The organism is Rhodococcus sp. BE178 (assembly GCF_050433545.1).
In the GTDB taxonomy this organism is placed as follows: domain Bacteria; phylum Actinomycetota; class Actinomycetes; order Mycobacteriales; family Mycobacteriaceae; genus Prescottella.
Window position 1 is genome coordinate 77,878 of the sequence record NZ_JBNPXA010000016.1, and the last position, 17,729, is coordinate 95,606.

General features: G+C 68.2%; 12 protein-coding genes. All 12 read right to left on the minus strand.

From position 1 onward, the window contains the following. Positions 1 to 335: 335 nt before the first annotated feature. Positions 336 to 2,189 carry an ABC transporter ATP-binding protein/permease gene (locus J2X34_RS23470; protein WP_114722820.1) on the minus strand — a complete coding sequence of 618 codons (1,854 nt, stop codon included), beginning with the start codon at positions 2,187 to 2,189 and terminating at the stop codon, positions 336 to 338. A 93-nt stretch (positions 2,190 to 2,282) separates the two neighbouring features. Continuing rightward, positions 2,283 to 3,185 carry an acyl-CoA thioesterase II gene (locus J2X34_RS23475; protein ID WP_114722819.1) on the minus strand — a complete coding sequence of 301 codons (903 nt, stop codon included), beginning with the start codon at positions 3,183 to 3,185 and terminating at the stop codon, positions 2,283 to 2,285. 9 nt (positions 3,186 to 3,194) lie between these two features. Beyond that, positions 3,195 to 4,613, minus strand: coding sequence for a pyruvate kinase (gene pyk / locus J2X34_RS23480; protein WP_114722818.1), 1,419 nt, complete (start codon positions 4,611 to 4,613; stop codon positions 3,195 to 3,197). Positions 4,614 to 4,685: 72 nt separating this feature from the next. Next, positions 4,686 to 6,191 carry a glutamate synthase subunit beta gene (locus tag J2X34_RS23485; protein ID WP_429519923.1) on the minus strand — a complete coding sequence of 502 codons (1,506 nt, stop codon included), beginning with the start codon at positions 6,189 to 6,191 and terminating at the stop codon, positions 4,686 to 4,688. Further along, positions 6,184 to 10,692, minus strand: coding sequence for a glutamate synthase large subunit (gltB, locus tag J2X34_RS23490; RefSeq protein WP_429519924.1), 4,509 nt, complete (start codon positions 10,690 to 10,692; stop codon positions 6,184 to 6,186). The genes J2X34_RS23485 and gltB overlap by 8 nt, the downstream gene beginning before the upstream one ends. Positions 10,693 to 11,035: 343 nt before the next feature. Next, entirely contained in the window at positions 11,036 to 11,305 is a 270-nt protein-coding gene (locus J2X34_RS23495; RefSeq protein WP_429519925.1) for a hypothetical protein, read from the minus strand. Next, the gene (gene lgt, locus J2X34_RS23500; protein ID WP_429519926.1) at positions 11,302 to 12,297 is read right to left on the minus strand and encodes a prolipoprotein diacylglyceryl transferase; all 996 of its coding nucleotides are present in this window, start codon (positions 12,295 to 12,297) and stop codon (positions 11,302 to 11,304) included. The genes J2X34_RS23495 and lgt overlap by 4 nt, the downstream gene beginning before the upstream one ends. A 5-nt stretch (positions 12,298 to 12,302) precedes the next feature. Beyond that, entirely contained in the window at positions 12,303 to 13,106 is an 804-nt protein-coding gene (gene trpA / locus J2X34_RS23505; protein WP_114722815.1) for a tryptophan synthase subunit alpha, read from the minus strand. Further along, positions 13,103 to 14,422, minus strand: coding sequence for a tryptophan synthase subunit beta (gene trpB, locus J2X34_RS23510; RefSeq protein ID WP_114722814.1), 1,320 nt, complete (start codon positions 14,420 to 14,422; stop codon positions 13,103 to 13,105). Before trpB ends, trpA begins: the two co-directional genes overlap by 4 nt. A gap of 61 nt (positions 14,423 to 14,483) precedes the next feature. Further along, positions 14,484 to 15,293 (minus strand): indole-3-glycerol phosphate synthase TrpC, encoded by an 810-nt coding sequence (gene trpC / locus J2X34_RS23515; RefSeq protein WP_174910614.1) that lies wholly within the window; start codon positions 15,291 to 15,293, stop codon positions 14,484 to 14,486. Between the two features lie 79 nt (positions 15,294 to 15,372). Continuing rightward, positions 15,373 to 16,107, minus strand: coding sequence for a TIGR02234 family membrane protein (locus J2X34_RS23520; RefSeq protein ID WP_429519927.1), 735 nt, complete (start codon positions 16,105 to 16,107; stop codon positions 15,373 to 15,375). Continuing rightward, complete coding sequence (locus J2X34_RS23525) at positions 16,100 to 17,701, minus strand: anthranilate synthase component I (protein WP_174910620.1); 1,602 nt, start codon at positions 17,699 to 17,701, stop codon at positions 16,100 to 16,102. The genes J2X34_RS23520 and J2X34_RS23525 overlap by 8 nt, the downstream gene beginning before the upstream one ends. Positions 17,702 to 17,729: the final 28 nt, after the last annotated feature.

Below are 17,729 nucleotides of genomic sequence, written 5' to 3' on the forward strand. Positions count from 1 at the left end.
AGCAGGGATCACCGCGCGGCTGACTGACTCTGGTGGTGAGCGCCGCGGAACCCGTCGGCTCGGTGCGCGTCTTGGGCACACCGAACGGGCGGAGCGGGCGATCGCGGATCCGAACCACAGGCCGAAGACCGACACCAGACGGTCCGGCACGAAGAATGGCCGTCTCGTGCGCGTAGATGCGCAGCGCACACAAAGATGGCCGCCGATGGTTCGGCGGCTAGAGTCTGTCGACCTCGATAAGCACGATCGGACGGTATCACCCGCCGAGAGTCGCCACCGCACTGCCCTCGGCCGTTCACCGCCGCAACAGCCAGGTCAGCGATCGACCGATCGGGTCAGTTCACCGTCACCGCCGACAAGCGCCAGGGACCGTCGCCGAGCAGTTCCAGCTGGCGGGTGTGGAGCTGGTCGACGGTGCTGCGGTGGCTGACGCTGACGAGCATGCAGTCCGGCACCCGCTCCCGGATCAGGTGGTACAGCGCGAACTCGAGGCCCTCGTCGACCGCCGACGTCGCCTCGTCGAGGAACGCGGCCTGCGGGCAGATCAACACGATTCGGGCGAAGGCGATGCGCTGTTGCTCGCCGGGTGACAGGATCTTCGCCCAGTCCGCCTCCTCGTCCAGACGGCCGACGAGGTTGCCGAGTTGGACGGACTGCAGGGCCTCGACGATCCGCGCGTCGCCCAGGTCGTCCGGAGTCGCCGGATAGGCGACGGCACTGCGCAGGTCCCCGAGCGGGAGATACGGCAACTGGGACAGGAACAGCGCTCCCTGTCCGATCGGGCGGCGCACCCGGCCGTCGACGAACGGCCACATCTCGGCGAGGGCACGCAGCAGCGTCGTCTTGCCGCTGCCCGACGGCCCCTTCACGAGCAACGCCTCGCCCGGTTCGAGGTGCACGTCCAGGTCGTCGATCAACAGTCGTCCGTCGGGTGTGCGGACCGACACCTGGTCCAGTTCCACCGAACCGTCGTGTCCCTCCGTGCGAATGGCCGGGAGTTGCCGGGACTTCTCGTCGGCGTCGAGCAGTCCGTTGAGCCGGATCAGGCTCGCCCGATAGCCGGCGAACACGTCGTACGACTGACGGAAGAACGACAGGGCGTCCGACACCTGGCCGAACGCCTGTGTGCTCTGGGTGATATCGCCGAGGGTGATGGTGCCGGCGAAGAACCGCGGCGCCTGGATGACGATCGGGAACACGACCGAGACCTGGCTGACGCCCAGGTTGAACCCGTTGAATTTCAGTGTCCGGAAAACGATCTGCCACGCGTTGACGATCACCCCGGCAAACCTGCCGAGCAGTCCGCGCTTCTCTACGCCCTCTCCGCGGTAGAAGGCGACGTTCTCGGCGCTGTCGCGCAGACGCACCAGGGCGTAACGGAAGTTCGCCGTCAACCGCTCCTTCAGGAAGCTCAGCGCGATCAACGGCCGGCCGATCCAGAAGGCGATCACGGTGGCGGTCAGGATGTATACGTAGACGAGAACGACCATGGCCCGGGGAATCTCGACCCCGAGGATCTCCATCGGACCGGACAGGTCCCACAGGATCCCGGTGAAGGACACCACCGTCACCACCGAACTGACCAGCCCCATCGACAGGGTCTGCGTGGTGTTCGCCACCTCGGTGATGTCGGCCTCGATCCGCTGGTCCGGATTGTCGATGGATTTGTCGATGAACCTGCCGCGGTAGTAGGCGCGGCCGCCCAGCCAGTCGGTGGTGACCCGATCGGTGAGCCAGGTGCGCCACAGGATCTCGAGTGCCTGCCCCACGTACTGGGCCAGCAGCGTCCGCACGACGTGCACGGTTGCGAGCACCGTGAACACCACGATCGATCGCCAGAACATCGATTTCGCGCCGTCGAGCATGGCCGCATCACCGGCCTCGAGACCCTGCGCAATCAACTGCAGCGAGGTGTACATCTCGTTGCTCTGGTACGAGAGCAACACCATCACCCGGACTCCCAGGATCGTCAGGAACAGCAACGCCACGATCAGCGACCACGGTCGCCAGCTGTCCCGAGTCGAGAAGTAGCCTCCGGTGATTCGCCAGAATTGCCGACCCCACCTGGTGTGCCGCGCGATCAAGGCGCCGATCACCACGAAGCAGACCAGGCCGATAGCGAACGCCTTCGACGTCCACAGCAAACTGGCCACGACTTCGTTGTTCCAGTCGATCGATTCGTTTCGCATGAGGCTCCCCCATCAGGGATGGCGTGCCGTGAATCGAGAACCAGAATTCTATCCGCCCCCGTGATGACCGAGGAGGCTCATGACCGAACCGGCTCAGCGCCGGGCCGGAAAGTGCCGAATGACGCCTTCCTGCACGACAGTTGCAATCAACTGACCGTCGCTCGCGAAGAACCGACCGGTCGCCAGACCTCGCGAACCGGCCGCAACCGGCGATTCGGTCGCATACAGCGCCCACTGGTCGAAGCGGAACGGGCGATGGAACCAGATCGAATGGTTGACCGTCGCGGCGACGATGCGGTCCAGACCCCACGACAGTCCGTGGGTGGTGAGAATCGAGTCCAGCACCGTGGTGTCCGACGAGTACGCCAGCGCCGCGGTGTGCGCCCACGACTCGTCAGGCAACTCCCCGTCGGCCCGCATCCACACCCGGTTGTGGTTGAGTCGCTCGCCGGTGCCCTTGAGCACCCACGTCGGGTCGTTGGCGTAGCGCATCTCCATCGGCTTGAGCGCATCGACGAACATCCGCAGCCGGTCCTCGTACCCGACGAGGTGTTCCCCGATCGACGGCAGGGACTCCGGACCGGCGACGTCGGGGATGTCGACGCTGTGCTCGAGGCCCTTGCCCCAGTCCTGGAACGCGGCGAACATCGAGAACAGCACGTTGCCGTCCTGGTACGCGGTGACCTGACGGTTCGCGAACGCCCTCCCGTCGCGATGTCGGTCGACGCGGTACTCGATCGGCGCCTTGACGTCACCACCGCGGATGAAGTGGGCGTTGATCGCGTGGATCGGACGGTCTCCCTCGACCGTCCGCCCAGCCGCGACCAACGCCTGCGACACCAACTGGCCACCGAATGTGCGACTGCCGACCTGCGCGGGATGCCGACCGAGGTAGGTGTCCTCGCGGATCTGCTCGAGATCCAGCAACGCCAACAGCGTCTCCAGATCGGCCGATCTCGTCGGACGTACCCCTGCCCCCGCGTCGGTCACCCGCATTGCCCCCTTCTAGTGGTCTTCCTCCCCGATCCGGTGCACGTGGATCAGGTTGGTCGAGCCTACTGTGCCGGGCGGCGAGCCGGCGACGATGACCACGAGGTCACCCTTGTTGTAGCGACCGAGTGAGAGCAGCGCGTGGTCGACCTGCGTGAACATCTGATCGGTCGAGGCGACCGCCTCGACGATGAACGTCTCGGTGCCCCACGACAGCGCCAACTGGCGGCGCACCGCCTCGAGCGGTGTGAACGCCAGCAGCGGAAGCGGCGAGTGCAGGCGCGCCAACCGGCGGACCGTGTCACCGGACTGCGTGAACGCCACCAGCGCCTTCGCATCGAGACGCTCACCGATGTCACGGGCACCGTAGGAGATGACACCGCGCTTGGTGCGGGGCACATGCGTGAGCGGCGGGACGCGCGCCGGATCGGTCTCGACGGCCTCGAGGATCCGGGCCATCGTCTGCACCGTCTCCATCACGTACTTGCCGACCGACGTCTCGCCCGAGAGCATCACCGCGTCCGCGCCGTCGAGCACCGCATTCGCGACATCCGACGCCTCGGCGCGAGTGGGCCGCGAGTTCTCGATCATGGATTCGAGCATCTGTGTGGCGACGATCACCGGCTTCGCGTTCTCACGCGCGATCTGGATGGCGCGCTTCTGCACCAGCGGAACCTGCTCGAGCGGCAGTTCGACGCCCAGGTCGCCGCGGGCAACCATGACCGCATCGAACGCCAGCACGACGGCCTCGAGGTTCTCGATCGCCTCGGGCTTCTCGAGCTTCGCGATGACCGGGACGCGGCGGCCGACCCGATCCATCACGGCGTGTACCAGCTCGACATCGGCCGGCGAGCGCACGAACGACAGCGCGATGAAGTCGACGCCCAGCGACAGCGCGAACTCGAGATCCTCGATGTCCTTCTCGGACATCGCCGGCACCGACACGTTCATGCCGGGCAGCGACACGCCCTTGTTGTTGCTGACCGGGCCGCCCTCGGTGACACGGCAGACGACGTCGTCGCCCTCGACGGCCTCGACCACCAGGCCGACCTTGCCGTCGTCGACGAGTAACCGGTCTCCGGGCTGCGCGTCCTGCGCGAGCTGCTTGTACGTCGTCGAGACACGGTCGTGCGTGCCCTCGCAGTCCTCGACCGTGATCCGGATCTGTTCCCCGGTCGCCCAGTACGTCTTGCTCTCGACGAACCGGCCGAGGCGGATCTTCGGTCCCTGCAGGTCGGCGAGGATGCCGACCGCGCGTCCCGTTGCTTCGGACGCCTCACGCACCCGTCGGTAGTTGTCCTCATGATCGGAATGCTCGCCGTGGCTGAAGTTCAGTCGCGCTACGTCCATCCCGCTCTCGACGAGTTCACGTACGCGGTCGCCGGTAGCAGTCGCAGGGCCAAGTGTGCAGACAATCTTCGTGCGTCGGGTCACGAGCAAAGCCTAGTCAATGCGAGGAACGAACTCTATTCGGCAGGAGAACGCCCCGTGACGTCCAGATGAGCGTCAGACGACGGTCAGCGGGAGCGCAGTCGGATGCACGGGGGCGGGCAGCTCCGAACTCCCGGTCAGATAGGCGTCGACGCCCCGTGCTGCGGACCGCCCCTCCGCGATGGCCCACACCACCAGCGAGGCCCCCCGGTGCGCATCGCCGCACACGAACACACCGGGCGCCGCGGTCTGCCAATCGGATCCACACGAGAGCGAACCCCGCCGGTTGGTACCGAGGTCGAGATCGTCGAGTAACGGGCCGTGTTCGGCGCCCTCGAAGCCGATCGCGAAAAGCGCTAGGTCGCAAGGAAGTTCGATCTCCTCACCGACCGGCCGAATCACCCTCTGCCCCGATTCGTCGCGCCCCAGCCGTACTTCCGCCAGGATCATCGACCGCACGCGCCCGTCGGCGTCACCGAGGAATCGCTGAACCGCAACCTCGTACCGGCGCACACCGCCTTCCGCGTGCGCCGGGGACGTGCGCAGCACCATCGGCCAGGCCGGCCACGGCGTGGAGGATTCGTCCCGTTCGGTCGGTAGGGCCGGGTGATAGTCGAGCTGGGTGACCGACAGCGCGCCCTGCCGGTGCGCGGTCCCGAGGCAGTCGGCTCCGGTGTCACCACCACCGATGATCACCACGTGCTTGCCACGCGCGCTGATCGGCGTCGGCCCGTCACCCTCGCACTCATGGTTGGAGGCGACGAGATACTCCATCGCCAGGTGCACGCCGTCCAGCTCCCGGCCCACGACGTCGCGGTTGTCGCGCGCCTGCAGTGCGCCCGTCGCGAGCACGACCGCCTCGTACCGTTCCCGCAGCGCGGACACCGGCAAGTCGATACCCACCTCGACCTCGGTGACGAAATGCGTTCCCTCCACTCTCATCTGAGTCAGCCTCTGGTCCACCACCGCCTTCTCGAGCTTGAACTCGGGTATCCCGTACCGCAGCAGCCCGCCGAGTCGGTCGTCGCGCTCGTACACGGTCACCTCGTGCCCGACACGAGTTAGTTGTTGCGCAGCAGCAAGTCCCGCGGGGCCCGAACCGACGACGGCGATATGTCGGCCGGTACCGATGGCCGACAGGACCGGCCCCACCGCACCCTTCTCCCAGGCGGCGTCGGCAATGGCCTGCTCGATCCGCTTGATCGTGACGCTGCCGGTGGTGTGGGTGTCGGCGAGCGAGAGGACGCACGCGGCCTCGCAGGGTGCCGGGCACACCCGTCCGGTGAACTCCGGGAAGTTGTTGGTCGCGTGCAACCGGTCTGCCGCCGCACCCCAGCGACCTCGGCGAACCAGGTCGTTCCACTCGGGAATCAAGTTCCCCAGGGGGCACCCGGCACTCCCGGAGTGACAGAACGGGATCCCGCAGTCCATGCACCGACTGGCCTGCTCGGACACCTCCCGGGCACGCTCCTCGACCGACTGCGACTCGTACACCTCGCGCCAGTCGTGGACACGTTCTTCCACCGGACGCTTGCGCGCCTCCTGCTTGGTGACGTGTAGGAAACCCTGTGGATCAGCCACGTGCCGCCTCCATGATCGCGGTATCGACGTCCAGCCCCTCGGCCCGCGCCATCCGGGTCGCCTCGAGCACCCGCTGGTAGTCGACGGGCATCACCTTGGTGAACAGCGCCGACCGCCGTGGCCAGTCCGCCAGCACCGACGCCGCCACCGCGGAGCCCGTCCACCGCAGATGCTGCTCCACCACCACCCGCAGCCATTGGAGATCGTCACCGTTCGGCGCCTGCAACATCACCATCGCCGGGTTGATCTTCGACAGATCAGCGTCCAGGACGAAGGCGATCCCGCCCGACATGCCCGCGGCGAGGTTCCGGCCGATCGGCCCGAGCACCACGACCCGGCCCCCGGTCATGTACTCGCACGCGTGATCGCCGACACCCTCGGCGACCGCCACCGCACCCGAGTTCCGCACACAGAACCGCTCGCCCACCCGCCCCCGCAGGTACGCCTCACCCGCCGTCGCCCCGTAGAGGAGCGTGTTGCCCGCGATCACCTGGGTCTCCGGCAGGAACAGCACGTCGTCCGCGGGCCGAATCACGACGCGACCACCCGAGAGCCCCTTGCCGACATAGTCGTTGGCGTCGCCGACAAGGTCGATCGTGATTCCCGGCGGCAGGAACGCACCCAACGATTGACCGGCGGATCCCTCCAACTGGACCCGGATGGTGTCGTCGGGCAGACCGGCGGCACCGTAGCGTCGGGTGACCTCCGACCCCAGAAGCGTCCCGACCGTCCGGTTGACGTTGCGAACCGGCAGCTCCAACCGCACCGGTAGCGCATCCTCGAGGGCACCCTCGGCCAACTGGATGAGCGTGCGGTCCAGCGCGAGGTCGAGTCCGTGGTCCTGCGCACGCACGCACCGCCGTTGGGGAATGCCGACACCGGGCAGCGACTCGGTCGTGGCGAAGATCGGGCTCAGGTCCAGTCCCCGGCTCTTCCAGTGCGCCACCCCGACCGCGGTCTCGAGGATCTCCGGATGCCCCACCGCCTCGTCGACACTGCGGAAGCCCAACTCGGCGAGGTACCGGCGCACGCCCTCGGCCACGAATCGGAAGAAGTCCTCGACGAATTCGGGTTTGCCGGTGAACCGCTTGCGCAACTCGGGATTCTGCGTCGCCACCCCCACCGGGCAGGTGTCGAGGTGGCACACCCGCATCATGATGCAGCCCGCCGCGATCAGCGGCGCCGTGGAGAATCCGTACTCCTCCGCGCCGAGCAGCATCGCCACGACGACGTCCCGCGCGGTGCGCAGGCCGCCGTCGCACTGCATCGTGATCCGGTCACGTAATCCGTTGAGCACCAGCGTCTGCTGCGCATCGGCGAGCCCGATCTCCCACGGCAGCCCGGCGTGTTCGAGCGACGTCAGCGGGGACGCACCGGTACCGCCGTCGTGACCGGAGATCAGTACGACGTCGGCGTGCGCCTTGCTGACACCGGCGGCAACCGTGCCGACCCCGACGGAGCTGACCAGCTTGACGTGCACACGAGCCTGCTCGTTCGCGTTCTTCAGATCGTGGATCAGCTGGGCCAGGTCCTCGATCGAGTAGATGTCGTGGTGTGGCGGCGGCGAGATCAGCCCCACGCCGGGCGTCGAGTGCCGGGTCCGCGCGATCCACGGATACACCTTGTACGCGGGCAACTGCCCGCCCTCTCCCGGCTTGGCGCCCTGCGCCATCTTGATCTGGACGTCGGTCGCGTTGACGAGGTAGTCGCTGGTCACGCCGAATCGCCCGCTCGCGACCTGTTTGACGGCGCTCCGCCGCCGCGGGTCGTGCAGCCTGTCGACGTCCTCGCCGCCCTCCCCGGAATTCGACCGCCCGCCGATCCGGTTCATCGCGACGGCGATGGTCTCGTGCGCCTCCGCCGAGATCGAGCCGTAGCTCATGGCGCCGGTGTTGAAGCGGGTGAAGATGGCCTCGGCCGGTTCGACGTCGTCGAGCGGGACGGGCGGTCGCAGTCCACGACGGAACTCGAACAGTCCGCGCAGGGTGCCGCCCTCCGCCGAGAGGCGGTCCACCTCCGCGCTGTACCGCTCGAACACGTCGGCCCGGCCCGTTCGGGTCGCGTGCTGCAGCAGGAACACCGTCTCCGGTGTGAACAGGTGCAGTTCGCCGTCGCGCCGGTACTGGTAGATGCCGCCCACGTCGAGCCGACGGTGAACCTGCGCCGAGGGGCTCTCCGGGTACGCCTGCCGGTGCCGCAGCTCCACCTCCCGCGCAAGCACGTCCAGACCGACCCCACCGAGGCGGCTGACCGTGGCGGTGAAGTACTCGTCGACAACGTCGTGGGACAGACCGATCGCCTCGAAAACCTGTGCGGCGGTGTACGACCCGACGGTAGAGATCCCCATCTTCGACATCACCTTCAGGACGCCCTTGCCGAGTGCCGTGAGGTAGTTGCGCACTGCGACGGACGATTCCACGCCGGTCAGCTCCCCCTCCGCCACGAGGTCCTCGATCGTCTCCATCGCGAGATAGGGGTTGACCGCCGCCGCGCCGAACCCGATCAGCAACGCGATGTGGTGTACCTCCCGGGCGTCGCCGGTCTCGACCACGAGCGCGACCTTGGTGCGTTCCTTGGTTCGCACCAGGTGGTGGTGGACCGCGGACACGGCAAGCAGCGACGGGATCGGTGCCCGCAGGTGATCGGAGTCGCGATCGGAGATCACCAGTGTCCGATAACCGTTCGCGATGGCGGCACTGGCCGCCGCCCGCAGGTCCTCGATCGCCTCGGCCATGCCCGCTCCGCCACTGTCGGCGCTGTACAGCGCCCGCAGGACGGTCGCCGCGAACCCCGGGCAGTCGCCGTCGGCGTTGATGTCGATGATCTTGCCGAGTTCGTCGTTGTCGAGGACGGGCCACGACAGTACGAGCTGGCGACACGACGCCGCCGTCGGCTCGAGGAGGTTCTGCTCCGGGCCCATCACTCGCCGCAGCGACGTGACGATCTCCTCGCGGATCGCGTCCAGCGGCGGGTTGGTGACCTGCGCGAACATCTCGACGAAGTAGTCGTACAGCAGCCGCGGACGCTGCGAGAGCACCGCTACCGGAGTGTCGGTACCCATCGATCCGAGAGGTTCGCCCCCCGACGTCGCCATCGGCGCGAGCAGAACACGTTCCTCTTCCTCTGTGTACCCGAACGCCTGCTGTCGCCGCACGACCGACTCGTGGTCGTGCGGGATACGCCCCCGGCTCGGGAGCGAGCGCAACTCGAGCAGGCCGGCGTGGAGCCACTCCCGGTAGGGCCGCTGGCCCGCGAGCTGTGACTTGATCTCGTCGTCGGGCACGATGCGGCCGCCGGCGGTGTCGACCAGGAACATCACCCCCGGCTCGAGTCGTCCCTTCGCGATCACATCCGACTGGGGTATCGGCAGCACCCCGCTCTCGCTGGCGAGCACGACGCGCCCGTCGGTGGTGTGCCACCACCGTCCCGGACGGAGGCCGTTGCGGTCGAGCAGGGCGCCGACGACGGTGCCGTCGGTGAACGTAATGCAGGCGGGCCCGTCCCACGGCTCCATCAACGACGCGTGGAACTGGTAGAAGGCGCGACGGTCGTCACCCATCGCGGTGTGGTTCTCCCACGCCTCCGGGATCATCATCGACACCGCGTGCGGCAGCGACCGGCCACCCAGGTGCAGCAGCTCCAGGACCTCGTCGAACGACGCCGAATCGGACGCCTCGGGCGTGCAGATCGGGTACAGGCGTTCGAGATCACCCGGGATGCGATTGCTGCGCAGCATCGCCTCCCGCGCACGCATCCGGTTCCGGTTCCCGCGCACGGTGTTGATCTCCCCATTGTGCGCGACATACCGGAACGGGTGTGCCAGAGGCCAGGACGGAAACGTGTTGGTCGAGAACCGACTGTGCACGATGGCGATCGCGCTCGCAATGCGGCGGTCCCGCAGATCGGAAAAGTACAACCCGAGCTGCTCCGTGGTCAGCATGCCCTTGAACGTCATCGTCCGACTCGACAGCGATGGGAAGTACACACCGGTCCCGGCCTGTTCGACCTCCGGCGTCACCAACTCGGCACGCTTACGCAGCCCGTACACCCGCCGATCCAGCTCGAGCCCGGCGGGTCGGACGCCGTTCACCGGCGGCGCGGACACGAAGAGATACGTCATGTACGGCATGCAGGACCGGGCCGTCGCGCCGATGTCGGCCCCGATCGGGTCCACCCGGACGTCGTGCCAACCGAGGATCTCGACATCCTCGCGCTCGGCGATCGCCTCCACCCGACGTCGCGCTGCCGCGCGCAGGTCGGCCTCCATGGGGAGGAAGCAGATTCCGGCGGCGAACGTCGAGGATCCGTCCGGCGCCGGCGCAGGCAGCTCGAAATCGGCCAGCTCACGCAGAAAGTCGCCGGGCAGCTGGATGAGAATCCCCGCTCCGTCGCCGCTGTTGACCTCTGCGCCCGCGGCACCACGATGCTCGAGGTTCTCGAGGGCGAGCAGCGCGTCGGCGATGATCGCGTGCGAACGGCGGCCCTCGACATCGGCGACCATCGCGACACCGCACGAATCCGATTCGCGATCGGAAACGTAGAGGCCACCGGAATCTGGTTGCCGAGAAAACAGCACCGAACACCTCCACACCGGCCGCGTACGTCCCGACCGCGACCACCTGTTCGCGCATCACGCACTTCTCGGGCGACTCCCTCATGGGGGTCGCCGACTACGGGTGCTGACTGCGTTGATCGGGGTCCACCGGCATTGCTGTCGACCCGTGAAGGTTGCCGAGTTCCACACCCGGCCGGGTCAGTTTACCGCGCCATCGCCACCCGAAGCGATGCCGAAAAAGCCACACCGCCCGTGCCGATATCGGCACGGGCGGTGTGGTTCGAGTACGTCAGGTCCGGTCGGACTCGGTCGGCTCGGGATCGCCGGGCGGGGGCGGATAGCTCGGCCCGGCTCCCCACCCCGGGCCGTTACCGACCCCGGAGAAGGTGTCCCAGCCCGGTCCGGCCGCTCCGCTTCCGGACGGCGGAACCGCCGAGGTGCCCGACGTCGACTCCGTCATGGAGGCGTCGGCTGTCGCGTCGTAATCGAAAGGCGCGCCGAACTCCGGCGACGAAGTGGGTTCGACCAACTCGTCGTCGAACTCGGTGGGTTCAGTCATTTCTTCTCCCTTCCGCTGTCGGTGCTGTCGCTGTCGCTCCGGTCGCGGTCGGTGTGATCGGGGCTCGTGACGGAGTCCTTATCGACTGCGGGCGCCGCGGCTCCGACCGTTCGGTCGGTGCGACTGCTGCGCGGTTGCAGATCCTCCGGATTCTCACGCCCCTTCTTCGCCAGAACGAAGTAGGCGACGGCGCCGGCGAACACGAGGGCCGACGTGAACGAGTTCACCCGGATGCCCAGGATCTCGGACGCGTGATCCGACCGCATCAGCTCGATCCAGAAACGGCCCGCGCAGTATCCCGCCACGTAGAGCGCGAACAGCCGGCCGTGACCGATCTTGAACCTGCGGTCCACCACGACTAGCAGCACGACGATCAGCAGGTTCCAGACCAGTTCGTAGAGGAACGTCGGGTGAACCACCTGCATCACGACGCCGTTGGATGCACCGTTGAGCGTGTCGACCCGTCCCGCGGCGTCCGTGCGCTCGTAGATCTCGAGACCCCACGGGACCGTCGTCTCGCGGCCGTACAGCTCCTGGTTGAACCAGTTGCCGAGTCGGCCGATGGCCTGCGCCAGGATTATGCCGGGCGCGATCGCGTCACCCAGCGCCGGCAGCGGGATGCCCCGGCGTCGGCAACCGATCCACGCACCGACGGCGCCGAGCGCCACGGCACCCCAGATGCCGAGGCCGCCCTGCCAGATCTTCAGCGCGTCGACGGGGTTCCCGCCGGCACCGAAGTACGTCGGCCAGTCCGTCATGACGTGGTAGAGCCGGCCACCGATCAAACCGAACGGCACCGCCCAGACGGCGATGTCGAGGACCGTGCCCTTCTCACCGCCGCGCGCCACCCATCGCCGGTCGCCCCACACGATCGCCACGACGATGCCGACGATGATGCAGAGTGCGTAGGCACGCAGGGCCAGCGGTCCGACGTACCACACCCCCTGCGGTGGGCTGGGGATGTACGCGAGAAATTGCGTCGAAGTCGCCATCGAAGTCACTGGGCCACGGTAGCCGAGCGCACGCCCTCCGCGAGTTCCGTGGTGAGGGCGCGGACCGCACCCAGGCCCTGCTCCACCGCGGAGACGATGGCGGATCCGACGATGACCGCGTCCGCGTACGCCGCGATCTCGGCGGCCTGCGCGCCCGACCGGACGCCGAGGCCGACACCGACCGGGATGTCCGAGTGCGCACGGATCCGGGCGGTGAGTTCCGGCGCCATCGACGACACCGCGTCACGCGCACCGGTCACGCCCATCGTCGACGCCGCGTAGATGAACCCGCTGCTCGCCTCGAGGGTCATCGCCAGCCGCTCCTCGGTGGAGGACGGCGCAACGAGGAAGATCCGGTCCAGGTGATGCTCCTCGGAAGCCTCCATCCACTCACCGGCCTCCTCGGGGATCAGGTTCGGGGTGATCAACCCGAGGCCACCCGCGTTCGCGAGGTCGCGCGAGAACCGGTCGACGCCGTACTGGAGTACCGGATTCCAGTACGTCATGACGACCGCGTTGCCGCCCACCGACGCAATCTGCTCGACCACGGTGAACACGTCACGCACGCGCACTCCGTTGCGCAGCGCGGTCTCGGCAGCCGACTGGATGGTCGGTCCGTCCATCACCGGATCGGAGTACGCGATGCCGACCTCGATGATGTCGCAGCCGGCGTCCACCATCGTCTTGTAGACGTCGATCGACGCGGCGACGTCCGGGTAACCGGCCGGCAGGTAGCCGACGAGCGCGGCGCGGTTCTCCTCGCGACATTTCGCGAACGTGGGCGCCAGGCGTGAATCTCGCTGGTTCACTTGGCCGTACCTTCCTTGCTCGAATCGGCGGCGTCGGCAGCGGTGTCCTTGTCGAACAGGCCGAACCACTGCGCCGCGGTGTCCATGTCCTTGTCGCCGCGGCCGGACAGGCTCACGACGATGATCGCGCCGTCGCCCAGTTCACGACCCAGCTTCAGCGCGCCCGCCACCGCGTGAGCCGACTCGATCGCCGGGATGATGCCCTCGCGTCGCGAGAGCAGCAGCAGCGCGTCCATTGCCTCGGCGTCGGTGATCGGCTCGTACGACGCCCGACCGGTGTCCTTGAGGTAGGCGTGCTCGGGTCCGACACCCGGGTAGTCGAGGCCGGCCGAGATCGAGTGCGACTCGATGGTCTGGCCGTCCTCGTCCTGCAGCAGGTACGAGTACGCACCCTGGAAGGCGCCCGGGGTGCCGCCTGCGAAGGTGGCTGCATGCCGACCGGTCTCGACGCCGTCGCCGGCGGCCTCGTAGCCGACCAGCTTGACCGCCGGATCGTCGATGAACGCATGGAAGATGCCGATCGCGTTCGAGCCACCGCCGACGCACGCCACGACGGCGTCCGGCAGCCTGCCCGTCAGCGTCTGCACCTGTGCCCGCGCCTCGAGACCGACGATGCGCTGGAAGTCGCGCACGATCATCGGGAAGGGGTGCGGACCGGCCGCGGTGCCGAAGCAGTAGTAGGTCCGATCAGCGTTGGTGACCCAGTCGCGCAACGCCTCGTTGATCGCGTCCTTCAGCGTCGCCGATCCGGTCTCGACCGACACGACCTCGGCGCCGAGCAGACGCATCCGGGCCACGTTGAGCGCCTGCCGGGCGGTGTCGACGGCACCCATGTAGACGATGCACTCGAGACCGAGCAGCGCACACGCGGTCGCCGTCGCCACACCGTGCTGGCCGGCACCGGTCTCCGCGATGATCCGGGTCTTGCCCATGCGCTTGGCGAGCAGTACCTGCCCGAGCACATTGTTGATCTTGTGAGATCCGGTGTGGTTCAGATCTTCCCGCTTGAGCACGATGCGGGCCCCACCGGCGAACTCGCGCAGCCGGGTCGCCTCGAACACCGGGGACGGGCGACCGGTGTAGTCGCGCTGCAGCCGATCCAGCTCGTCCAGGAACGAGTCGTCCCCGCGGGCCTTGTCGTACTCGGCGGTGACCTCCTCGATCACCGCCATCAGCGCCTCGGGGACATGACGTCCGCCGTACACACCCCAGTGGCCGCCGGGATCGGGCTCGTGGGTGGAGCGCTCGGTCAGACCGGCGCTGGCGGGGGGCAGATTCCCGCCCTTGGAGACGAGGGCCTCATTGCGTGAACTCACGTCCCCAGTCTGCCCCAACCCCGACGAGAACGAGTGGTCGGGTCCGCCGGCGGGCGACGACTCAGCGAGCCGGCTTGGGGCACGACGGATGGGCGCCCGCCGTGACCAGATCGGAAACAGCGGTCCGCGGGTCGCCGCTGGTCACCAGACCTTCGCCGACGAGGACCGCGTCCGCGCCGGCACCCGCGTACGCCAGCAGGTCCGCGGTGCCGCGGACGCCGGACTCGGCGATCTTGACGACATTCGTGGGCAGGCCCGGAGCGATCCGCCCGAACGTGTCCATGTCGACCTCGAGGGTCTTGAGATTGCGCGCATTGACGCCGATGACGCTGGCGCCGGCCTCGAGTGCGCGGTCCGCCTCGGCCTCGGTGTGGACCTCGACCAGAGCGGTCATCCCGAGCGACTCGGTACGGTCGAGCAGCGACGCGAGCACATGCTGTTCGAGGGCCGCGACGATCAGCAGGATGACGTCCGCGCCGTGCGCACGCGCCTCGTGGATCTGGTACGGGCCGACAATGAAGTCCTTGCGCAGGATCGGGATGTTCACGGCCCGGCGGACAGCGTCGAGGTCCGCGAGCGAACCATGGAAGCGACGCTCCTCGGTGAGCACGCTGATCATCCGCGCCCCACCGGCCTCGTACGCAGACGCGAGCACGGCAGGATCCGGGATGTCGGCGAGTGCACCCTTCGACGGGCTCGCGCGCTTCACCTCCGCGATGACGCCGATGCCCGGGGCGCGCAGGGCCGCGGCGGCATCCAGTGCGGGAGGCGCTGCGGCAGCGGCGGCCTTGACGGCGGCCAGGTCGAGAACGGCTTCGCGGGCGGCGACATCGGCGCGCACCCCGTCGAGAATCGAGTCGAGAACGGTCATCGTGGCTCGAGTCCTTTCCGGCATGTCAACCGATGTGTGAGGTACCTCATCGGATCTTGACTCAGCCTAGAGGTCGGGGTTATTCGGTCTCCCGGCGGGTACCCGACTGGCCGGTGTCCTTGCTCACATCCGTCGCCGAAGGGCTTGACTCACCAGCACCGGGAGCCCTGTCACCGTCGTCGACGGTGGGGTCCTCGCCGGCATCGAGCGCATCCCAGAGCATGCGCTGCGTCTGCGGCTCGTCCTTCTTGTCGACGGCGCCGCGCTTGGCGGCAGCGTCGCGGCGGGCCGCCGGGCTGTCGTACTTGGACGAGAGTCCGCCCGTCGCAGCCGGTTTCCGGATGAGCACGAAGGCCGCCGCCAGTGCGGCCACCGAGCCCACCAGCACCAGCACCGCGGGCAGGGCGGAGACCTCGGTCGCCGTCACCTGCGTGGCGACCCGCTCGAATCCGGCAATGTACGCAGCCTTCTCGTCGGACGCACCACCGGTCAGCAGGCCGATCGCGGGAATCGCGGCGACCACCGCGACGACCGCGACCAGCAGGCCCAGCACCCGCACGAGCCACCCGCGCACCGCGAACGCGGCCGCGATCGCCGCGACCAGCGCGAGCGCCAGCGGTGTGGTCGCGGCGGCCCACGTGCCGCCGTCGAGGTTCGTCACGCGATCCTCGCCCAGCCCGTCGGACGACGTCACCGTCACCCACGTCATCCGCGACGAGCCCCACAGGCACGCCGCTGCCACCGCGAGCAGCAGCGCCGCCACCCCGGTCGCGCGGCGGCCGGAGTTCCGGCCGCCGGACTCGTTCTCACTCACCGGTGTTCACCTCCGAACGGTCCCCGAAGGACCGCAACGTCTGTGCCGCGGCGATCGCGCTCAGGACCGCCATCGCCTTGTTCCTTGCCTCGGTGTCCTCGTAGACGGGGTCCGAGTCGGCCACCACGCCGGCGCCCGCCTGGACGTATGCGGTGCCGTCCTTGATCAGCGCGGTGCGGATCGCGATCGCGGTGTCCGCATCGCCCGCGAAGTCCAGGTATCCGACGATGCCACCGTAGATTCCGCGGCGGGTCGGCTCGAGCTCGTCGATCAGTTCCATCGCCCGAACCTTGGGCGCACCCGACAGCGTGCCGGCCGGGAAGCAGGCGGTCACCGCGTCCAGCGCGTGCTTGCCCTCCGCCAGACGTCCGGTCACGGTCGACACCAGGTGCATCACGTGGCTGTAGCGCTCGATGTGGCGGTAGTCGTGAACCTTCACCGTGCCCGGCTCGCACACCCGGCCCAGGTCGTTGCGGCCGAGGTCCACGAGCATCAGATGCTCGGAGTTCTCCTTCTCGTCCGCGAGCAGGTCCTTCTCGAGCAGGATGTCGTCCTCCTCGGTGGCGCCGCGCCACCGCGTGCCCGCGATCGGGTGGGTGGTCGCCACGCCCTCACTCACGGTGACGAGCGCCTCGGGGCTCGACCCGACGATCGAGAACGCGGTGTTCCCGTCCGCGCCGGGTACCTGCAGCAGATACATGTACGGGCTCGGGTTCGAGGCCCGCAGCATCCGGTAGACGTCGATCGGCTCTGCAGCGCAATCCATCTCGAAGCGCTGCGAGAGAACCACCTGAAAGGCCTCGCCGGCCTCGATCTCACCGATCAGCCGGCGGACGTCGATACCGAAGCTCTCGGTAGTGCGCTGGCGACGGTAATCGGGCTGCGGGCGGGCGAACGTCGAGACCGTCGAGTGAGCCGGCGCGGCGAGCGCAGCGGTCATCCGGTCCAGTCGCGCGACGGCGTCGTCGTACGCGGCGTCCACGCGCTCGTCGGAACCGTCCCAGTTGACGGCATTGGCGATGAGGGTGATCGCGCCCTCGTGGTGGTCGACCGCGGCCAGGTCGGTGGCGAGCAGCATCACCATCTCGGGGATCTGCAGGTCGTCGACGGCATGACTGGGCAGGCGCTCGAGCCGGCGGACGGCGTCGTAGCCGAGGAATCCGACCATTCCGCCGGTCAGTGGCGGCAGATCGGGCAGACGCTCGGTGCGCAGCAGTTCGAGGGTCCGTCCCAGCGCCTCCAGTGGGTCACCGCCCGACGGAGCGCCCACCGGAACGTTGCCGAACCAGGCGGCCTCGCCGTCCTGCACGGTCAACGCCGCGGGACTGCCCGCGCCGATGAACGACCAGCGCGACCACGACCGGCCGTTCTCCGCCGACTCGAGCAGGAAGGTGCCCGGCCGGCTGCCGGCCAACTTGGTGTAGGCCGACAGCGGAGTCTCGGCATCCGCCAACACCTTTCGGATGACGGGAACCACACGATGCTCCGCCGCGAGAGCCCGGAACTGCTCACGAGTGGTAGTCGAATCGTGCCGGGGCGCCTCGCCGGGAACTGCCGAGGTAGCTGCTGGGATGGTGGTGGACTCGCCGCGCATGCACCCATCATCCCAGGAACGTCGATTC